The following is an 18,928-nucleotide window of genomic DNA, read 5'->3' on the forward strand; positions in this document are numbered from 1 at the left end:
AGGCGGCCGCACCGACCGGCTTCGAGGTGACGCCCGGCTCACGCGTACCCGGAAGAGGATCAGGCCGCGGGCCGGCAGCCGCGCCCAGAAGGTATGCGCCACTGCCGGCCCGCGGCCCGCGACCACTGGTCAGTTGACCAGTGACCAGCGTCAGTCCTGGACGCGGATGGCGACCGCCGGGCAGACCGCCGCCGCGTGGTGCACGTCGTCCGCGTCGGTGTCGCCGGGGGTGGCCGTGAGCAGCACGGCGATCCCGTCCTCGTCGCGCTGGTCGAACACGTCGGGGGCGGCCATCACGCACTGGCCGGAGGCGACGCACTTGTCCTGATCGAGTGTGATCTTCATGGTTTCACCAGCTCACCGGGAGTTCGTAGACGCCGTAGACGGCGCCGTCGTGTTTGAACGGGATCGCGTCGAGCTCGGTGGCGCGGCGCAGCGTGGGGATCCGGCGGTAGAGGGTGCTGTAGACGACCTGCAGCTCCAGCCGGGCCAGCGGCTGGCCGAGGCACTGGTGGACGCCGAATCCGAAGGCGACGTGCCGCCGGGCGTCCCGGGTCAGGTCGAGGTCGTCCGGCGCGTCGAACATCGACGGGTCGCGGTTGCCGATGTCGTTGGCCATGATGACGCCCTCGCCGGCCCGGATGGTGACGCCGGCGATGTCGATGTCCTCGAGGGCGGCCCGGCGGCGCCCGGTGTGGGTGATGTTGAGGTACCGCAGGAGTTCCTCGACCGCGGACGCGACCAGTTTCGGGTCGTCGGAGTCGCGGAGCAGGGCGAGCTGGTCCGGGTGTTCGAGCAGCGCCAGGGTGCCGAGCGCGATCATGTTGGCGGTGGTCTCGTGGCCGGCGACCAGCAGCAGCACGCCGATCCCGGCGGCGTCGGAGCGTTTCAGTTCGCCGCCGCGGACCCGTTCGGCGAGTTGGGAGAGCAGGCCGTCGTCCGGGTGGTCGAGTTTGCTGCCGATCAGGTCGTCCAGGTAGTCGTGCAGTGCCGTGAAGGAGGCGCTGCGTTCCTCGATCGGGACGGACCGGCTGATCAGGTTGCGGCTGTGGCCCTGGAACAGGTCGTGGTCGGTGTACGGGACGCCGAGCAGTGCGCAGATGACCAGGGACGGGACCGGAAGGGCGAACGCCTCGACGAGGTCGACCGGGCGTGGTCCGGCGAGCATCTCGTCGATCAGGTCGTCGACGATCTTCTGGATCGCGGGGCGCAGCGCCTCGACCCGTTTGATGGCGAACGGGGCGGTGACCATGCGGCGCAGCCGGGCGTGTTCGGGGTCGTCCATCAGGATGAACCCGATGCTGCCGCGGCGCTCGTCACGGGGCCGGGCCGGTCCGGGCAGCGGGTAGCCGGGGCTGTCGATGGCGGCGCTGAGCCGCTGGTCGGCGAGCAGGGTGCGCTGTTCGGCGTGCCGGGTGACCAGCCACGGGGTGGAGCCGTCCCACAGTCGTACCCGGGTCAGTGGCGCCTGGTCCTGAAGGTCGTGCAGTGCGGGTGGTGGGTCGAACGGGCAGGCGGCCGCTCGCTCCATGGGGAAGAAGGGGGGAGCGGTGTCGTTCACCATCGGGCGGATTACCTCCTCGAACAGGGCCGTGTGCCGCGGCCGTTTCGGGTGGATTGGTGCCGTTCTTCGCCGTCGAGTCAACTCCTGTCACGACTTTCAGTCAAGTGACTGATTTTTCATGATCGACTGCTCCGAGTGAGTGTTCCCACAGCGCGGCGACAGACCTGCAGCTGACCGCGCTGCCATCGACGGACACCACCAGCCAGTCACTTGACTTAAAATTGGCCCGACGCTTAGCTACGGACGAAACCCCCGGTACCGCTCAGAAAGGTACGACGTTGGATCTCCAAGCGCTGCGTTCCAAGTACAAGGCGGAACGCGACCGCCGCATCCGCCCCGACGGCGCGACGCAGTACCAGCGGACCACCGGCGAATTCGGCTACTACGCGACCGACCCGTACACGCCCCGGACCGAGCGGGAACCGCTCACCGACCGCGTCGAGGCCCTCGTGATCGGCGGCGGCTTCGGCGGCCTGCTCACCGGCGCCCGGCTCCGGCAGGCCGGCGTCGGCAGCATCCGGATGCTCGACGAGGCCGGCGACTTCGGCGGCACCTGGTACTGGAACCGCTACCCCGGCATCCACTGCGACATCGAGTCGACCGTCTACATGCCGCTGCTGGAGGAGGTCGGCTACGTCCCGAAGTGGCGCTACGCCCCCGGCGAGGAGATCCGGCAGCACGCGGTCGCCATCGCCGAGCGCTTCGGCCTCTACGACGACGCCGTCTTCCAGACCCGGGTCACCGAGCTGCGCTGGGACGACGAAGCGGCCGAGTGGACCGTGCGCACCGACCGCGGCGACGTGATGCGCGCCCGCTGGGTGATCGTCTCCTCCGGCACGCTCACCCAGCCGAAACTCCCCGGCATCCCGGGCATCGAGTCGTTCCGCGGGCACACCTTCCACACCAGCCGCTGGGACTCCGGCTACGACCTGGCCGGCAAGCGTGTCGGCGTGGTCGGCACCGGCGCCACCGGCATCCAGGTCATCCCGCAGATCGCCGGGACCGCCGAACACCTCTACGTCTTCCAGCGCACCCCCACCTCGGTCGACGTCCGGGACAACCGCCCGATCGACCCGGAGTGGGCGGCGAACCTGGAACCGGGCTGGCAGCAGAAGCGGATGGACAACTTCCTCGCCGTGGTCACCGGCGCCGAGACCGACCAGGACATGGTCGGCGACGGCTGGACCAGCACGCCCGCCCTGCAGCGCACCTTCCTGGTCGGCACCGGCAGCGGCCTCAGCGACGAGGAGCTGGAAGAGGCCGACGCCGTCAAGATGGACGAGATCCGCGCCCGGGTGGCGACCGTCGTCGACGACCCGGCCACCGCCGAACTGCTCAAACCGTGGTACCGCTACATGTGCAAGCGTCCCGGGTTCAGCGACCTCTACCTGCAGACGTTCAACCGGCCCGACGTGACCCTGGTCGACACCGCCGACGTCGGCGGCATCACCCGGATGACCGAGAACGAGGTCGTCGTCGGGGAGACCGCCTACCCGGTCGACTGCGTCATCTTCGCCACCGGCTTCGAGGTGGGGGTCTCCGGCGTCGTCTCCGGCACCCTCCCGGTGTACGGGCGCGACGGTCTGCCGCTGCTGCACCACTGGGCGAAGGGACCGCGTACCCTGCACGGCTTCTACAGTCACGGCTTCCCCAACCTGTTCCACCTCGGATCGATGCAGAACGCCGCGTCGGTCAACTTCGTCCACGTGCTGCAGGAGCAGGCGGGACACATCGCCGCCGTCGTCGCCGAGGCCGGCAAGCGGGGTGTCCAGCGCGTCGAGCCGACCGCGGAGGCCGAGGAGTCCTGGGTGGCCACGATCCGCGAGACCGCGCCGGACACCTTCACGTTCCAGGCCGAGTGCACCCCGGGCTACTACAACAACGAGGGCCGTCCCCGGCCGGTGAGCCACTCCTACGGTCCCGGGCCGGTCGTCTTCCACGAACTGCTGCGCCGGTGGCGTACCGAGGGCGGCATGGACGAGGTGCTGTGGAACGCCTGACCGGACACAGCCCGCTGCGCGGCGCGAACGGGGTCGCCTTCGGCCCCGACGGTCGCCTGCACGTCGCCGAGTTCCTGGCCGGCCGGATCAGCGCGGTCGACCTGCGGACCGGCGACGTGCAGACGGTGGTCGACTCCACCGGTCCGATCCAGGCGCCGGACGATCTCGCGTTCGGCGCGGACGGCTCGATGTACGTCACCGACCTCGTCCCCGGCCGCGTCTGGCGCCGCGACCCGGCCGGCGTGTTCACCCTGGTCGCCGAGGGACTGTCCGCGCCGAACGGGATCACCTGCGTCGGTGACCGCCTGTTCGTCAACGAGATGGTCCCCGGCGGCCGCCTGCTGGAACTGTTCCCCGGCGGCGGCGAGCCGCGCGTCCTGACGAGCTCGCTCGCGATGGGCAACGCGATGCAGACCGGCCCGGACGGCCACCTCTACTACCCGCACATGCTCACCGGCGAGGTGTTCCGGATCGGACCCGCGGGCGGTGAGCCCGAGCTGGTCGCGGCGGACGTGCACCAGCCGGTGGCGGTGCGCTTCGACCGCGGCGGCACGCTGTTCGTGCTCTCCCGGGACGCCGCCGGCACCCTCACCCGCCTCGACGGCGACCGCCGGCACGTGTCCGTCACCGGGATCGCCGGGATGGACAACGCCGCGTTCGACGAGGACAACCGGATGTTCGTCTCCAGCTACGCCGGCGGTGGCATCCACGAGGTCACCCCGGAGGTCCGGACCCGCGCGGTCGTGCCGAGCGGGCTGGCCGGGCCGTTCGGCATCGCGGCCGGTCCGGACGGGACGCTGCACGTCGCCGACCACTACCGGGTCGACGGCACGCTGACGTCGTTCGCCCACGCGATCACCGCCGACGGCGACCTGCTCCACGTCACGTCCCAGTTCGGGCACGTCAACACCATCGAGCGCGGGTCCGGCCAGGTGCGTTCCCGCGCGGCCGGTCTCCAGAGGCCGACCGATGTGATCGTACGATCGGACGGCGCGATCGTGGTCGCGGAGAGCGACGCGGGCCGCGTCCTGGCGATCGGTCCCGGCGACGACACGGTCACCGTGCTCGCCGACGGACTCGGCCGGCCGGCCGGTCTGGCCGTGGACGGCGACGACGTCCTCTACGTCAGCGACGAGGAACGCGGTGTCGTGTACCGCCTCGGCGACGGCCCGTCAGCGACCGTCGACCGCGTCGGCGAGGGGCCGCCGGTGATCGTCGCCGAGGGCCTGGACCGTCCGCAGGGTCTCGTCGTGCACCGAGGCGAACTGCTCGTCGCCGAAACCGGGAAACGCCGTGTCGTCGCCCTCGGCCCGCCGCTGCGGGTCATCGCCGATGACCTGCCGATCAGCCCGCCGGACCGGACCGCACCCGCGCTGTTCGTCGGGCGCCTGCCCGGCGTGCCCCGCCCGTTCGCCGGGCTGGCCGTCACCGGCGACGGCATGCTCGCCGTCTCCGGCGACGGGACCATCCTGCTGCTGACCGTCCCGCTCCCGCCCGTTCCGTCCGACCCCGCGTCACCCGTTTCGCCTGACCCTTCGTCCCACTCTTCGTCCCACTCTTCGTCGCACCCTTCGTCGCACCCTTCGTCGCACCCGGAGAACACCGCATGAGCGCCGACCGCCGAGTCCTGCGCGCACTGACCGGTCTGCTGCTCGCCCTGTTCGTGTCCACGCTGGCCAGCACGGTGGTCTCCACCGCGCTGCCCCGGATGCTGCACGACCTGCACGGCTCGGCCACCCAGTACACCTGGGTGGTGACCGCGACCCTGCTCGCCGCCACCGCCGCCACCCCGATCTGGGGCAAACTCGCCGACCTGATCAGCAAGAAGGTCCTGATCCAGGTCGCCACCGTGGTCTTCCTGGCCGGATCGGTCGCGTCCGGCCTGGCCCAGAACGCCGAGCAACTGATCGCCGCCCGCGCCGTCCAGGGCATCGGCGTCGGCGGTCTGCAGGCGTTGGTACAGATCGCCATCGCCGCGATGATCCCGCCCCGGGAACGCGGGAAATACAGCGGCTACCTCTCCAGCGTCACCTCGGTCTCCACGATCGGCGGTCCGCTGCTGGGCGGCTTCATCGTGGACACGTCCTGGCTCGGCTGGCGGTGGTGCTTCTTCATCGGGGTGCCGTTCGCGCTGCTCGCCCTGGTGATGCTGCAACTCACGCTGCGCCTGCCGGTGACCCGCCGCGACAATGTGAAGATCGATTACTGGGGCGCCACGCTGATCACCGGCGGGGTCAGCCTGCTGCTGATCTGGGTGTCGTTCGTCGGCGACGCCTGGCCGTGGGTGTCCTGGCAGACCGCGGCGATGGTCGGCGGCACCCTGCTCCTGCTGGGCCTCGCCACCTGGGTGGAGACCCGGGTGCCCGAGCCGGTCGTCCCCCCGCACATCCTGCGGCAGCGCACCACCGCCCTGGCGATCCTCGGCAGTCTCGCCGCCGGCACCGCCATGTACGGCGCGGCCGTCTTCCTCAGCCAGTACTTCCAGATCAGCCGGGGTCACACCCCCACCGAGGCGGGCCTGCTGACCATCCCGATGATGGCCGGCATCCTGGTCGCCTCCCTGGTGGCCGGCCGCATGATCAGCCGGTCCGGCCGGCTCAAGCCGTACCTGATCACCGGTGCGGTCTCGCTGACCGCCGGCTTCGTCATCCTCGGCTTCGTGACCGCGACCACGCCGCTCTGGCTGATCAGTGTCGCCATGGTCGCCATCGGCGCCGGGGTCGGCATGACCATGCAGAACTTCGTCCTCGTCGTCCAGAACACGGTGGCCCTCACCGACATCGGCGCCGCCAGCGCCACGGTGGCGTTCTTCCGCTCACTGGGCGGCACGATCGGCGTCGCCGTCCTGGGCGCGGTCCTGGCCCGTCAGGTCGCCGACGGAACCGCTGCGGGGGTGCCGGCCGCCACCGCGTACGGTGACGCCACGGGTCTGATCTTCGCGGTGTCGGCGGGGGTGGCCGTCCTCGGCATCGTCGCGGCCGTGCTGCTCCCGTCGATCACGCTGCGCACCAGCCTGGACCGCGCCGACGCCCTGAAGGCCGCCGCGGTGGCCGCCGACACGGCGGACGGCGCCCCACCCCTGGACGCGGTACGCCTGGACGACACCCGCCGCACCTGACCCGCCGGGAACCGCCCGGCCGAGCCGTTGTCGGCGGTGGGGTTTCGTCTCCGGGGTGGCCGTGGACGGTGATGGTCACTCTGCGTTCCCGGACGGTTCGTCGTTCTTGATCGGTGCCGGCGGCAGTGGGTGCCTGATTCCGGTGACACCGGGACAGTGTTGTTGCACATGCCGTAGCGGCATGTGGTGGGGTCGGGACACCACAGCACGAAAGGCTCCGTCTGCGATGTACCACTCCCTCACGCCTCCCCGGCAGGTCAAGATCGGTGATGCCGCTGCGTTCGCCGGGATCACCCCACGCGCCATCCGCCACTACCACCAGATCGGTCTGCTGCCGGAGCCCGAGCGCGGCGGGGACGGCCGTCGCCGCTACGGCTATGGCGACATGATCCGCCTGCTGTGGATCCGCAGGATGGCGGATGCCGGTATCAGCCTGGACGACATGCGGGCGGCCTTCGGCGAAGCCGGAGACCAGGCCCTGGACCAGGCCCCGGACATCGAGTCGGTTCTGAGCAGGCTGGAGGAGACCTTGGCGGCGCAGGAGGCCGCCGTCAAACGTCGGCGCGCGGCTGTCCAGCGCCTGCAGGCGGTGGGCAGCCCGCTGGGACTGCTCTCCGAACCGGTCACGGACCGGCTCAGGCACCTGCCTCCGGGTGCCTTGCGCCCCTCCGATCTGGACGCCCTGCTGGTCACCGAACGGATCTTCGGGCCGCTGGGCGCCGTCATCCAGGCCGGCACGTTCGTCGTGCTGGCCACCCACCCCGACCTGCGGGCCGAGGAGGACCGTCGTGAGGCGGCGGAGGCTGCTCTCGACGACGGCGTCGAACCCGACGACCCGCGCGTCGAAGAGCTCGCCGTGCAGCGATGCGCTCACCAGATGGCCCTGAATCGGGCCATCGAGGCAGCTGGTCTCGACGCGGACGAGGAGAAGATCTTCGAGGTCCACGACGCCGACCGGACAGGGGAGGAGAGCGCGAAGTTGATGAGTGCCGCCACGGCGATCACCAAGATGCCTTACGGCTTCTCTCCTGCCCGGATGCGCTGCCTGGAACTCGCCGGAAGGCTCTTCGGTGAGGCCCTTGCCGCAGCGGGCTCCGCGGACGGCTGCTCGCCGGTGCCTGGCACTGACGCGGTCCGGTAACCGGTCGCGGTCACCTGCATGGAACCACCACGGCCGGGACCCGAGGGTCCCGGCCGTGGTGTCAGTGCGGGTAACGGGGCGGTGTGGCCTATTACGCCGCGGCGGAAGGTGCGGCCGCAGCGGCAGCGGGAGCAGGACGGGCCGGGGCTACCAGGGCGGCGAAGGCCAGGCCCAGCACCGTCCACAGCACCGTCTGGACGCCCAGCGAGGTGATCCGGAAGTTCCAGAGCAGGCTCGGCGGGAACGTCGTGGGCACCTCGTCGATGCTGGGGAGCATCAGGTAGGCGACGGTCACCACCACCAGGAAAGCGGCCGCGCCGGCGGCGGCGCGGCGCCACTCGGTGTGCTGGGTGCGGGCGGCGATGACGGCGGCCCAGACGGCGATCAGGCCCAGGACCAGGGCGGCCAGGTAGCTCCAGGTGCGCTGGTCGATCGTGGACGGGTCGCCGACGGCCGGCGGGTTGGGCGGGTATTTCAGGAACGGGACGACCACGGCGCCGAGCAGGGCGGCGCCGGCCAGGGACAGGGCGGCCCGGCTGTCGTTCGGGGTGCGCAGGCGGCGGCGCAGCAGTGCGTACGCCGTGGCCAGGATGCCGCCGACGGCGATGCCGTACAGCGAGGTGGCCAGGACCAGGCCCGCCTTCTGGCCCTCGCGGCTGACCAGCGGCTCCTCCTCGGCGACGGCCGCATCGACGGCCGCACCGGCGTCCGGAGTGGAAGCGGCCGCTGCGGCCTCCTCGATGGCGATGGCCGCGTCGACGTGTGTCTCGCCGAACGTGAACGCGAACGCGCCGGCCAGCAGGCCGGCGATCAGTCCGGCCAGCAGACCGCGCAGGAGCAGCGAACCGAAGCCCCGGGTGACCGGGGCGGCGTCGGACGGCGTGCCGGGACGTGCGGGGGTGGTGGTCAGTGGCACGGGACACCCAGCAGGTGGCGGCCGTCGTGCATCAGCTCGTGGAGATACATCCCACCCTGGGAGAGGGCACCCTGGTCGAAGGCGACCAGGTAGGCGAGCAGCAGCATGACCGCGACCACGCCGGTCGCCGCGGCGATCAGCTGCGGGGAGACGACCGGGGTGCTGGTGGGCTGAACGGACTGAACATCGGACATGAGAGATCACAACCTCCTGCGGGATGACGCGTCCCGCTCGTGGGGCTGCGGCGGACGAGCTCCCTGGCTCCCGGACCCATGATCAGGTCCGGTCACAGTGGCGCGACCGCACCGGGTTCTCACCGGTTTCCCTCGCGTCGCCGCAGTTGGCTGCTCTCAACCTAGTGTCACCGCGTGGACGCGCACAACCGCATGTGCTCCAGTCGATCCGATGATCAGCGGGTGGAGACCACGAGGGGATCACCCGGACGCGCGGGCCTGCCACTTCTGGTTGTCGGCGCCGGTGCACGGCCGCAGCCGGATCTCGCCCTTGCCGTTCTTCACGGCGACCTCGGTCAGGCAGTCACCGTTGCGCCCGAGCCGCAGGGTGGTGTTGAACCACCAGTCCTGGTCGTCGGTGAAGGTGCACTTCGCCACCACGATTCGCGGCCCGGCGGAGCCGTCCTCGGATCCGGAGGGTTCGAAGCAGTGCTTGAAGTTGGTGATGGTGCCGTCGCTGGCCTGGAAGAACTCCTGGTGCTTGTCGTCCGGGTCGCACGGCGTGGTGATCAGGACGTCGCCGTTCGGGCCGCCGGTCAGACAGCGGGCGGGGTCGCTCCCGGTGACGAGCCAGCCCTGCAGCAGGGGCGGCGGGGCGGGCACTGCGGCCGCCGGGGATCCGGCCATGCCGAGGACGGCGGCCGTGGCCAGCAGCGCAACGGAACAGCGATGAGGCATTGCCTCACTGTATCGGGAAATATCGTGACAACGGAGGTTTTCAGGTGCGCAGGGTCCGGTTCGGCGACCGGCCGAACGCCGCGCGATAGGCGACCGAGAACCGCCCCGGCGAACCGAACCCCCACCGGGCCGCGATGGCGGCCACCGTGTCACCGCGTACCCGATCAGCGGCCTGAAGTTCCCGGTGGGCGCTCTCCAGCCGGACCCGGCGCAGGTAGGCGGTCGGCGTCACGTCACCGTGCCGGGCGAACGCGGCCTGCAGCCCGCGCACCCCGATCCGGGCCGCGACCGCCACGTCCTCCACGGTGATCGGATCGGCGGCGTGGGCTTCGATGTACGTCATCGCCCGCCGTACCGCCACCGGCGGGACACGTCCGGGGCCGGGCGTGTAGGCGACCCGCATCGTGGTGTTCGGGAAGACCGTCACCGCCGCCGACGCGATCAGGTTCAGCAGGCTCGCGTACACCAGAGGGTTCTGGACCGTGGGGTTCGGGCCGGTGAACGCCTGCACCGCGTAGGCGACCGTGGTCACCCAGTGGCGCCGCATCGCCGGTGACACCGGTGCGGGGCCGTCGAAGCGGAAGTCCGCGGCGTCGACCCCGAGCCGGGGTGCGAGCCGGGCCACCGCGTCCAGGGGGAACCGGATGTTCTGCAGGTCGACGGTGTCCCAGCAGACCAGCAGCGGCGCGCCCAGCGGCACCAGGAACGCGTCTGAGGCGCCGAACCGGTGCTGGTCGCCGTCGTCCACGCTGAACCACCCGGAGCGGACCACCGTGGTGGTGACCGAGTCGAACGGTGCCGCGGACGCCTCCACCGCGCCCCGGTAGCGCAGACGTTCGGTGGTGAGCCGCCCGGCCGCCGCGACGCTGGACCGGAACCGGAATCCGGCGCGGACCGGCCGCAGCCGGGGCTCGTGGTCCACGTAGGCGCGGCTGAGCAGTTCGTGCGCACCGGCGATGTCGGTGGTCTCGACGTCGGAACGGTGGACGCGGACGACGGGGGACGTCACCCTTCGAGCCTACGGCCGCGCCGGCCCGGGAGGCACGGACAGGGACAGCGCGTCAGGCGTACGGTCCAGGAAACGCCGGGTCAGGTCGGCGGCGGGCACCGGCCGGGCGAAGTGGTAGCCCTGGGCGGTGTCGCAGCCCAGCTCGGCGAGGGCGGCGGCGGTCGCCGGATCCTCCACCCCCTCGGCGACCACGGCCAGCCCCAGGTTGTGGGCCAGGTCGACCGCCGAGGCGACCAGGGCGTGACTGCTGCTGTCGGTGACCATGTCGGCCACGAACGACCGGTCGATCTTCAGTTCGTCGACGGGCAGGAGTTTCAGGTACGACAGGGACGAGTACCCGGTGCCGAAGTCGTCGATCGACGCCTTCACCCCCAGTTCGCGGAGCCGGTTCAGCGCGTCGATGGTGGTCGTCGGGTCGGACATCACGGTGTGCTCGGTGATCTCGATGCAGAGCAGCTCGCCCGGCACCCCGACGGATTTCAGCAGGGTGGCCAGCCGGGGCGGGAACGACTCGTCGAGCAGGCTGCGGGTGGACACGTTGACCGCGACCGGCACCCGGTGCCCGGCGTCCAGCCAGTCCCGGGCCTGGCGCAGCGCGAGGACCAGCACCCGGTCGGTGAACCGGTGGATCAGGCTGGTCGTCTCCAGGACCGGGATGAACTCGCCGGGGGAGACCGGACCGCGGGTGGGGTGCTGCCAGCGGGCCAGCGACTCCACCCCGGCCAGCGTGCCGTCGCTGAGCCGGATCTTGGCCTGGTAGTGCAGGGTGAGCTGCTCGTCGTCGGCCAGCCCGCGGCGCAGGTCGCCGAGCAGGCCGAGCCGGGCGGTGGTGTCCTGCGCGGTGCTCGGGGTGAACCGGCGGAACCCCTCGTGCTGTTCCTTCGCGTCGTGCATGGCGCTGTCCGCGTGCCCGAGCAGGGTGGCCACGTCGTCGCCGTCCACGGCGGTCGCCGCACCGATGCTGATCTCCAGGTCGAGGGTGATGTCGTCGAGCTGGAACGGCTGGTCGAAGGCCTCGCGGAGCCGGTCGGCGACGGTCTCCGCGGTCTCCGGGGCCATGCCGTGCAGCAGGATGGCGAACTCGTCGCCGCCGAGCCGGGCGACCATGTCGGTGTCGCGGACCGCATCGGCCAGCCGCCATCCGGCCTCGGCCAGCAGCCGGTCGCCGATGTGCGGCCCGAGCTGGTCGTTGACGTGCCGGAACCCGTCGATGTTGACGGTGAGCACGGTGAGGCCGCCGGAGTCGCCGGGGACGTCCGGGGCGGTCAGGGCCCGCTGGGTACGGGCGGTGAACGCGGCCCGGTTCGGCAGGCCGGTGAGCGTGTCGGTGGCGGCCATCCGTTCCACCTGCAGCCGGTGGGTGCGGGTGGACCAGGCGAACAACGCGATCACCACCATGCTCAGCCCGAAACTGATCATGCTGCCCCAGAGCAGGCGCTCGGAGTCCTGCTGGGCGGTGAGCTGGTGGTCGTCGTACCGGGCCTGGTGGGTGTCGCGCAGCGCGATGAGACGGTTCATGTTGTGCTGGTAGGCCGGTTCGATCACCGTCTCGAGGTTCTCCCGGGCGGCGGCGGTCTGCCCGCGGTCCAGCAGGGTCAGGAAGTAGAAGATGCTCTGCCGGATGTTGACCTGGCGCTGGGCGATGGCCGCGGTGTCCAGCCGGTCCTGGTCCTCGACGTCGCTCGCCGAGATACGCAGGGTCGCCTGGTACGTCTGAGCGTCCACCCCGAGCAGCTGCCGGCGTTCCGGCCCGTTCGGGTCGTTCACGGTGGCCTCGATCAGCATCATCTCCCACGCCGACAGATACACCGCCTGCTCGTACGCCGAGACCTCCGCGCCCAGTTCGACGATGTCCCGCACGATCCGGCCGTGCTGCCGGCTGTCGAGCAGCGAGTACCCGGAGAGCAGGGCGAGGGTGATGACCAGCAGCGCGATCATCAACTGCCGGGTGCGGCGCAGCTTGACGCCGGCCGACGACGACAGGCGCAGGTTCATCCGCTCACCACCCGGTTGCGCCCGGCCCGCTTCGCCTCGTACAGCGCCTCGTCGGCGAGTTTGGTGAGCTGCTCCGGGCCGGTGTGCACGGTCGGCGTGCCGGCGGTGACGCCGACGCTGACCGTGACGAAACCCTCGTCGGCGAGGGCGTGCGGCTCGCGCAGGGCGGCCACCGTCCGGCAGGCGCGTTCCGCCACGAGCAGCGCGTTGACCGGCCCGGCACCGGGCATCACGATGCAGAACTCCTCGCCGCCGTAGCGGGCCACCAGGTCGGTGCCGCGCACGCTGCCGCGCAGCGCCTCGGCGACGGTCCGCAGGCACTCGTCGCCGCCCTGGTGCCCGTAGTGGTCGTTGTACTTCTTGAAGTGGTCGATGTCGATCATCGCGACGCCGATCGGGGCGCCGGACCGTTGCGAGCGCAGCCACTCGTCGGCGAGGAACGCGGTCAGTTTGCGCCGGTTCGGCAGGCCGGTCAGCGGGTCGGTGACGGTCAGCAGCTCGAGTTGCCGGTTCGCCTCGCCCAGTTCCTCGGTGCGTTCCGCCACCTTGCGTTCCAGCGACGCGTACACCTGGGCGTTCTCCAACGACACGGTGAGCTGCCCGGCGATCAGCTCGACCGCGTTGAGTCGCCCGGTGGAGAACGCCCGCCGGTTCAGCCGGTTCTCCAGCAGCAGCATGGCCCGCGGCTGCCCGTGGCCCAGCACCGGCACCGCGAGCAGCGAGCAGTGGTCCAGCCCGGCCAGGTACGGGTCGCGGCTCACCCGGTCGTCCAGGGTCACGTCCTCGACCAGCATCGGCTCGCCGGTGCGTTCGGCGTAGCGGACCACGGTCAGCGGCAGCTGCTCGGCGGTGGGTGCGGTGCCCTCGCCGGGCAGGATCCAGCCGTCGCCGCGGTCGTCACGCACGATCATGTGGACGGCGGTGGCGCCGGTCAGCTGGCTGAGCACGTGCTGCACCCGGATCCGCAGCCGTTCCAGGGAGGTCTCCGAACTCAGCGCCCGGGCCGCGTCCAGCACCGCCATCAGGTCGATGACCTCGCTGGACAGGGTCAGGCTGTGAGCGCGGCCCTGGGTCGCGGCGCGCGGTGTCCACGCCCCGGACAGTGCCGTGGCGAGCACCGGGTGCTCCCGTTTGAGCTGCTGCACCTTGCCGGTCGCGCCCCACGCCGCGTACCCCTGGCAGGCTTCGGCGATCAGCCGGGTGCCGACGTGTTCCAGCCCGTACGCCAGGTGGAACAGCGCCGCCCGCTCGGTGATCAGCGGACCGTGCCAGGAGCGCCCGCCGGCATCCACGATCGCCGCGTCGTAGGCGAGCGCCGCGGCCGCGTAGTCGCCGTGCGCGGCGGCCCGGGTCGCCTCGGCGAAGTGCTGCAGGTGCCGGAAGTTGGCCGGCTGGTCGGCGGCCCGGGCGGCCAGGAAGTCGCGGCACCGGTCCACCTCGGCCAGCGCTGCCTCCCGCTCGGCGCCGGTGCTCCGCCGGGCCCGGGCCGCGGCGCCGAGCACCCCCACCACGTGGGCCTGGGTGTTCGGGTAGCTGCCGGGGATCGACGGCAGACCCCGTACGCCCTGATCGCTGTCCCGGATCAGGGTGTCGTCGTCGCCGAAGATCGCGGCGGACAGCGCCCGGATGATCGCGTGGAACGTCTGCCCCGGAGTGTCGGTGGCGAATCCGGCGAGGAAGCCGTCCTCGCCCTCGCCGAGGGTGCCGGGCGGTGAGGTCTCGCCGTGCAGGGCCCGGATCAGGCGGCCGATGCTCTGGAACATCGAGGTGGCGCCGCTCGCGCCGACCCGTTCGGCGAACGCCTCGGCGTCCCGGCGCTCCCGGTCCACCGTGGCCAGGTCGGGTGCCCGGTCGAGCAGCTGCGGCAGCGCCGCGAAGTAGGTGTACAGCGCGTTGCGCAGGTCACCGCCGCGCAGCAGGCCGTCGCGGGCCTCGTGGGCCAGCCGGATGGAGTTCTCCAGCGGCTCGAACCAGTGCACGACGCCGAGGGAGTGCAGGAACCTCACCTGTGAGGTCTGCGGCTCGTATCCGTGTGCGTCGCCCACCGCCAGCACGTGCCGCATGGACCGGTAGGCGTCGCGCCGGTCGCCCCCGGCCGCGATGATCGCCACGCCGAGGTTGCCGAGTGTGCCGGTCAGCGGCGCGCAGACCCCGTGCCCGGTCCACAGCGCGGCAGCCTCGACCACCAGCCAGGCCAGGGTCTGCTTGTCGGAGTAGAACGCCGCCGCGAGCATCCTGTTGATCAGATGGGCGGGTGCGAGCAGGGCCGGATCGGTGACCTCCGGAAGGTCCGCGCCGTCGCCCGCGGTGTCGAGCCAGCGGTGGAAGGCGGCCATCCCGGCACCGATGCGCGGGCCCATCGCGGCCCGGTCCGGCACGTCGACGCCGAGCCGGGCGAGCATGTCCCGGCCCAGGTCCAGGGCCTCGGCCATCCGCAGCCTGCTGCTCAGGGCGCCGACCTGCTCGGCGACCGGGCCGGCCAGCCACACCGGCGCCCCGCCGGTGGCCATGATCTCGCCGAACACCCGGTCGGCGTCGTCGAACCGGCCGAGCGCGCACAGCGCCGCATGCCACTCGGCGGTCGTTTCCGCGTACCCCGCATCGGTTGTCGTCAGCAGACGCAGCGCGGCCGCGAGATGAAGCTCGGCCCCCGCCTGGTTCGCGACCAGCCGGGCGGCGGCCGAGGCCCGCCGCAGGAGATCGGCTGCGGCCACCCGCTCTCCGGGCAGAGCCTTTCCGGGTACGCGGAGAAGCTCAGCGGCCGCAAGATACTGTGGCGCCGCCGCGGCCGCGTGCCGGGGATCCGCCGCGAGCCGGCGCGCCAGTGCGAGCCCCCGCTCGGCGCGCGCCTGATCGTCCAGCCGCCCGTACGCCGCCTGCTGCACCCGGTCGTGCCGGAACCGCACCACGGTCGCGTCGCGGACCAGCAGACCGTCCGCCACCGCCGGCAGCAGCAGCGCCGTCACCCGTTCCCGGGGCAGCCCGCCGGCGACCCGGAGCAGGTTCAGGTCCACCTCGCCGCCCAGGCACGACATCACCTCGACCAGGTCGCGGGTCGGCGCCGGCAGCGCCTCGATCCGGGCGCCCAGCAGATCCACCACGTCGCCGTGCCCGACGAAGCGGCGCACCGTGTCGTCGTCCCAGGACCAGCCGGCCCCCGCGGGCACCAGGGCACCCTGCCGGCGCAGCGCGTTGAGCAGTTCCATCGTGTCGAACGGGTTCCCGCCGGTCCGCATCGCCAGCAGTGACGCCAGCGGCGCGGCGTCGGACTCCGGCATCCGCAGCATCGCCGCGATCAGCGCGGCCAGTTCGGCGTGACCGAGATTGGCCAGCCGCACCTCCCGGCTGTCGCCGCGTTCGCGCCGTATCCGGGCCAGGATCGCGGAGAGCGGATGCGTCTCGTCGACCTCCTCCTCCCGGTACGCGCCGAGCACCAGCAGGCCGGGCAGGTCGGCGTCGAGCACGTCGTCGAGGAACCGGAACGCCCCCGGCGACGCCCACTGCAGGTCGTCGAGGAAGAAGACCACCGGGCTGTCGCTGCTCGCCAGGGTCCGCAGCAGGGTCAGCGCGGCCCGGCGCAGCCGGGCGAAGACCGACCGCGGATCCTCGCCGGCCGGTTCGGACGGCTCCACCCCGAGCAGCGCCCGGAACGGCGGCATCATCATGCCGACCAGGCCGCTGTCCGCGCCGACCGCCTCCTGCAGACGTTCCCGCAGGACCGCGACCACCTCGTCCGGTTCGGCGAGCAGCTGGTTGCCGAGCAGGTCGAACGCCTCCCGGATGGCGTCCCCGCCGATGTCGTGACCGAACTGGGCGAACTTGCCCGCCACGAACCGGCCGCCGGCCCGCGCCACGGCCGGTCGCAGCCGGTCGACCAGGGCGGTCTTGCCCACCCCGGGCGGGCCGGTCACCACCGCCAGCACGCTGTGCCCGGAGACCGCCTCGCTGAGCAGGCCGTTCAGCGCGGCCAGCGGTTCGGCCCGGCCGATCAGGCGGGCCGGTGGGGGCAGCCGCAGCGGGAAGTCCCGTTCGCCGAGCGGGAACACGCCGGGGACGCCCCGGGCGTACCGGTCCCGCAGCACCGCCAGGTCGTGGGCCAGGCCCTCACCGCTCTGGTAGCGCCGGCCCGGCTCCTTGCTCAGCAACCGCAGGATGATCTCGGACAGTGCGGCCGGGACCTGCGGGTGCGCCTCGGACGGCGGATCCGGCACCCGGGCCAGATGATCATGGGTGAGGCTGAGCGGATCGCGGTCCCGGCCGAACGGCGGAGCGCCGGTGGCCAGCTCGTACAGGGTGGCGCCGAGGGCGTACAGGTCGGCCCGGTGGTCGACCGGCCGTCCGGTCCGCCCGGTCTGCTCCGGCGCCAGGTAGGGCAGCGTCCCGGCCAGTTCGATCCGCTCGGCCGCCGCACCGTCCTGGACCGCGGTGGTGGCCAGCTCGTAGTCGAGCAGCACCGGCTCGTGCCCCTCGTCGGCCGGGATCAGGATGTTCGCCGGGCTCACGTCCCGGTGGATCACCCCGTGCCGGTGCACGCCGGCCAGGACCAGGGCCAGGCGGTGCGCCAGCTTGATCAGCGGCCCGGCGGCCCAGGGGGAGGGGATCTCGGCGAGGGTACGCCCGGGAATCGCCACCAGGAGCAGTTCGCCGTCCTCCGCCTCCACGTCGGCGAGCCGGGGCGTCCCCGGGACACCGGCCAGGCGTCCCAGGATGTCGCGTTCGGTGCGCAGGCGCTCGGCGGCACCCGGCCCCAGCGGCTGTTTGCGGACCACCCACGTGCCGTCCGCCGCGCGGATCCGGGTGACATGGGTGCGGTCGCTGTCGTAGAGCAGTTCTCCCGGGCCGTCGGACCTCACCCCCTGACGATCGGCTCCGGCGGGCCCGCGTTGAGGATTAGGAACTCGCCGGGACCGCGCAGGCGGGTGCGCAGCCCGGCGGTGGTCCGGGTGCTGTCGAGGCGGACCTCCCGGCCGCCGGGCAGGGCCGTCTCCGCCCGCAGCGCCGGGCGCAGCCGGGTCTCGTCCAGGCCGTCCCGGCGGGCCACCAGCACGCCCAGCCGGTGGCGGCTGATCGCGTCCGGGCCGGCCAGGTGGTGTACGCCGTGGCGTCCCGGGTCGGCGGCCAGTTCGAGGATCGCGGCGGCCAGGTCGGTGACGTGCACCGGGCAGCGGATGTCGTCGGTGAACAGGGCGCCGTCGCGCACGCCGGTGGCCAGCGCGTGGACGAGGCGCTCCTGCGGCGAGTCCCCGTCCCCGATGATCAGCGAGGTGCGGGCGATCACCGCGTCCGGGGTGAGTCCGCGGACGGCGGTCTCGGCGGCCGCCTTGGCGGCGCCGTACGCGCTCGTCGGGCCGGGCAGGCTGTCCTCGTCGTAGGGCTCCGGGCGCCCACCGAAGATCGCATCGCTGGAGACGTGGACGAGCCGGGTCCCGGTGCGGGCCGCCGCTGCGGCGACGGTCGCGGCGCCGTCGGCGGTGATCGCCCAGTCGTCCTGCCGGTACGCGGCGTTGACGGCCACCGCCGGCCGCAGCCGTTCGAACAACGCGAACACGTCGTCGCGGCGGCGGATGTCGAGGCTGCGGCTGTCGGTCGCGGTCGTCGCCCGGCCGTCGCGCTGCCGCACCAGCTCCCGGCCGAGGAGCCCGCTGCCCCCGATGATCAGAAAGGTCATCGCAGACCCGCGCTCCACGCCCGGACCGTGGTGCCGGCAAGCGTTCCGACGTCGGTGGTCAGGTAGCGCAGCCGGTCCTCGGTCGCCAGCGCCGCCACCCCGTGCGCGATCGACCAGAACTCGGCGGCCCGCCGCTCCCGGTCGCCCGGTGCCAGGCCGCCCACCGCGTCCAGGAGCATCTGCTGGACGCGGTACGCCTGCGCGAGCACGTCCGGATGGTCGTCCTTGTCGACGCCGGACGCGAACATCACCTCGAAGCGGGCCGGGTCGGCGCGGGCGAACGCCACGTACGCGTCGGCGACGGCGACCAGGCGTTCCACCGGGTCCTCCTCGGTGCGCTCGGTGAACGCCTCCTCCAGCTCGGTGAAGCCGCGCAGCGCGACCGCCGCGAGCATCGCCTCCCGGTCGGCGAAGTGCCGGTAGGGCGCGGTGATCGACACCCCGGCGCGGCGGGCCGCCTCGGAGACGCTGAAGCCCCGGGCGCCGCGTTCGCGGACCAGCGCGATCGTCGCCTCCAGCAGCGCGTTGCGCAGGTCGCCGTGGTGGTAGCCCGCACGCTTCACGGTCACTCCTCGTATTCGATGTTGCAGTCTCTCACATTCTCCC

At 72.2% G+C, this 18,928-nt stretch carries 14 protein-coding genes and 1 riboswitch; of the genes, 4 read left to right on the plus strand and 10 right to left on the minus strand.

Annotation, left to right across the window (positions count from 1 at the left end):
* Positions 1–150: 150 nt before the first annotated feature.
* Both QSK32_RS15945 and QSK32_RS15950 read right to left on the minus strand, forming a co-directional pair.
* On the minus strand, positions 151–345 hold the full coding sequence (locus QSK32_RS15945; protein WP_285472354.1) for a ferredoxin: 195 nt from the start codon (positions 343–345) through the stop codon (positions 151–153).
* A 4-nt stretch (positions 346–349) separates the two neighbouring features.
* Positions 350–1,531: a cytochrome P450 gene (locus tag QSK32_RS15950; RefSeq protein ID WP_285472355.1), complete on the minus strand. Its 1,182-nt coding sequence runs from the start codon at positions 1,529–1,531 to the stop codon at positions 350–352.
* A gap of 311 nt (positions 1,532–1,842) precedes the next feature.
* Between QSK32_RS15950 and QSK32_RS15955 the strand changes: the two genes are divergently transcribed.
* From QSK32_RS15955 to QSK32_RS15970, 4 genes are all read left to right on the plus strand, one after another.
* Positions 1,843–3,564 carry a flavin-containing monooxygenase gene (locus QSK32_RS15955; RefSeq protein ID WP_285472356.1) on the plus strand — a complete coding sequence of 574 codons (1,722 nt, stop codon included), beginning with the start codon at positions 1,843–1,845 and terminating at the stop codon, positions 3,562–3,564.
* Positions 3,552–5,174 carry an NHL repeat-containing protein gene (locus QSK32_RS15960; RefSeq protein ID WP_285472357.1) on the plus strand — a complete coding sequence of 541 codons (1,623 nt, stop codon included), beginning with the start codon at positions 3,552–3,554 and terminating at the stop codon, positions 5,172–5,174. The genes QSK32_RS15955 and QSK32_RS15960 overlap by 13 nt, the downstream gene beginning before the upstream one ends.
* Positions 5,171–6,682 (plus strand): MDR family MFS transporter, encoded by a 1,512-nt coding sequence (locus tag QSK32_RS15965; protein ID WP_285472358.1) that lies wholly within the window; start codon positions 5,171–5,173, stop codon positions 6,680–6,682. The genes QSK32_RS15960 and QSK32_RS15965 overlap by 4 nt, the downstream gene beginning before the upstream one ends.
* A gap of 226 nt (positions 6,683–6,908) precedes the next feature.
* A complete protein-coding gene (locus QSK32_RS15970; protein WP_285472359.1) occupies positions 6,909–7,823 on the plus strand; it encodes a MerR family DNA-binding transcriptional regulator in 915 nt (304 codons plus the stop codon).
* 91 nt (positions 7,824–7,914) lie between these two features.
* Here the strand turns inward: QSK32_RS15970 and QSK32_RS15975 are convergent, their stop codons facing one another.
* The 8 genes from QSK32_RS15975 to QSK32_RS16010 form a co-directional block, all read right to left on the minus strand.
* Positions 7,915–8,739, minus strand: coding sequence for a CbtA family protein (locus QSK32_RS15975; RefSeq protein ID WP_245673901.1), 825 nt, complete (start codon positions 8,737–8,739; stop codon positions 7,915–7,917).
* A complete protein-coding gene (locus tag QSK32_RS15980; RefSeq protein WP_045741762.1) occupies positions 8,730–8,933 on the minus strand; it encodes a CbtB domain-containing protein in 204 nt (67 codons plus the stop codon). Before QSK32_RS15980 ends, QSK32_RS15975 begins: the two co-directional genes overlap by 10 nt.
* 57 nt (positions 8,934–8,990) lie before the next feature.
* Positions 8,991–9,066: riboswitch (cobalamin riboswitch) on the minus strand.
* Between the two features lie 107 nt (positions 9,067–9,173).
* A complete protein-coding gene (locus QSK32_RS15985) occupies positions 9,174–9,650 on the minus strand; it encodes a ricin-type beta-trefoil lectin domain protein (protein WP_045741763.1) in 477 nt (158 codons plus the stop codon).
* A 40-nt stretch (positions 9,651–9,690) separates the two neighbouring features.
* Positions 9,691–10,659, minus strand: a complete 969-nt coding sequence (locus QSK32_RS15990) for an AraC family transcriptional regulator (protein ID WP_052720323.1) — start codon at positions 10,657–10,659, stop codon at positions 9,691–9,693.
* A gap of 9 nt (positions 10,660–10,668) precedes the next feature.
* Complete coding sequence (locus tag QSK32_RS15995) at positions 10,669–12,654, minus strand: putative bifunctional diguanylate cyclase/phosphodiesterase (protein ID WP_285472360.1); 1,986 nt, start codon at positions 12,652–12,654, stop codon at positions 10,669–10,671.
* A complete protein-coding gene (locus QSK32_RS16000) occupies positions 12,651–17,507 on the minus strand; it encodes a diguanylate cyclase (protein ID WP_285472361.1) in 4,857 nt (1,618 codons plus the stop codon). Before QSK32_RS16000 ends, QSK32_RS15995 begins: the two co-directional genes overlap by 4 nt.
* Positions 17,504–18,322: a sugar nucleotide-binding protein gene (locus QSK32_RS16005; RefSeq protein ID WP_285472362.1), complete on the minus strand. Its 819-nt coding sequence runs from the start codon at positions 18,320–18,322 to the stop codon at positions 17,504–17,506. Before QSK32_RS16005 ends, QSK32_RS16000 begins: the two co-directional genes overlap by 4 nt.
* Positions 18,319–18,885, minus strand: a complete 567-nt coding sequence (locus QSK32_RS16010; RefSeq protein ID WP_169792434.1) for a TetR/AcrR family transcriptional regulator — start codon at positions 18,883–18,885, stop codon at positions 18,319–18,321. The genes QSK32_RS16005 and QSK32_RS16010 overlap by 4 nt, the downstream gene beginning before the upstream one ends.
* Between the last annotated feature and the right edge of the window lie 43 nt (positions 18,886–18,928).

The sequence above is a fragment of the Actinoplanes sp. NBRC 101535 genome (assembly GCF_030269225.1).
Classification (GTDB): domain Bacteria; phylum Actinomycetota; class Actinomycetes; order Mycobacteriales; family Micromonosporaceae; genus Actinoplanes; species Actinoplanes rectilineatus.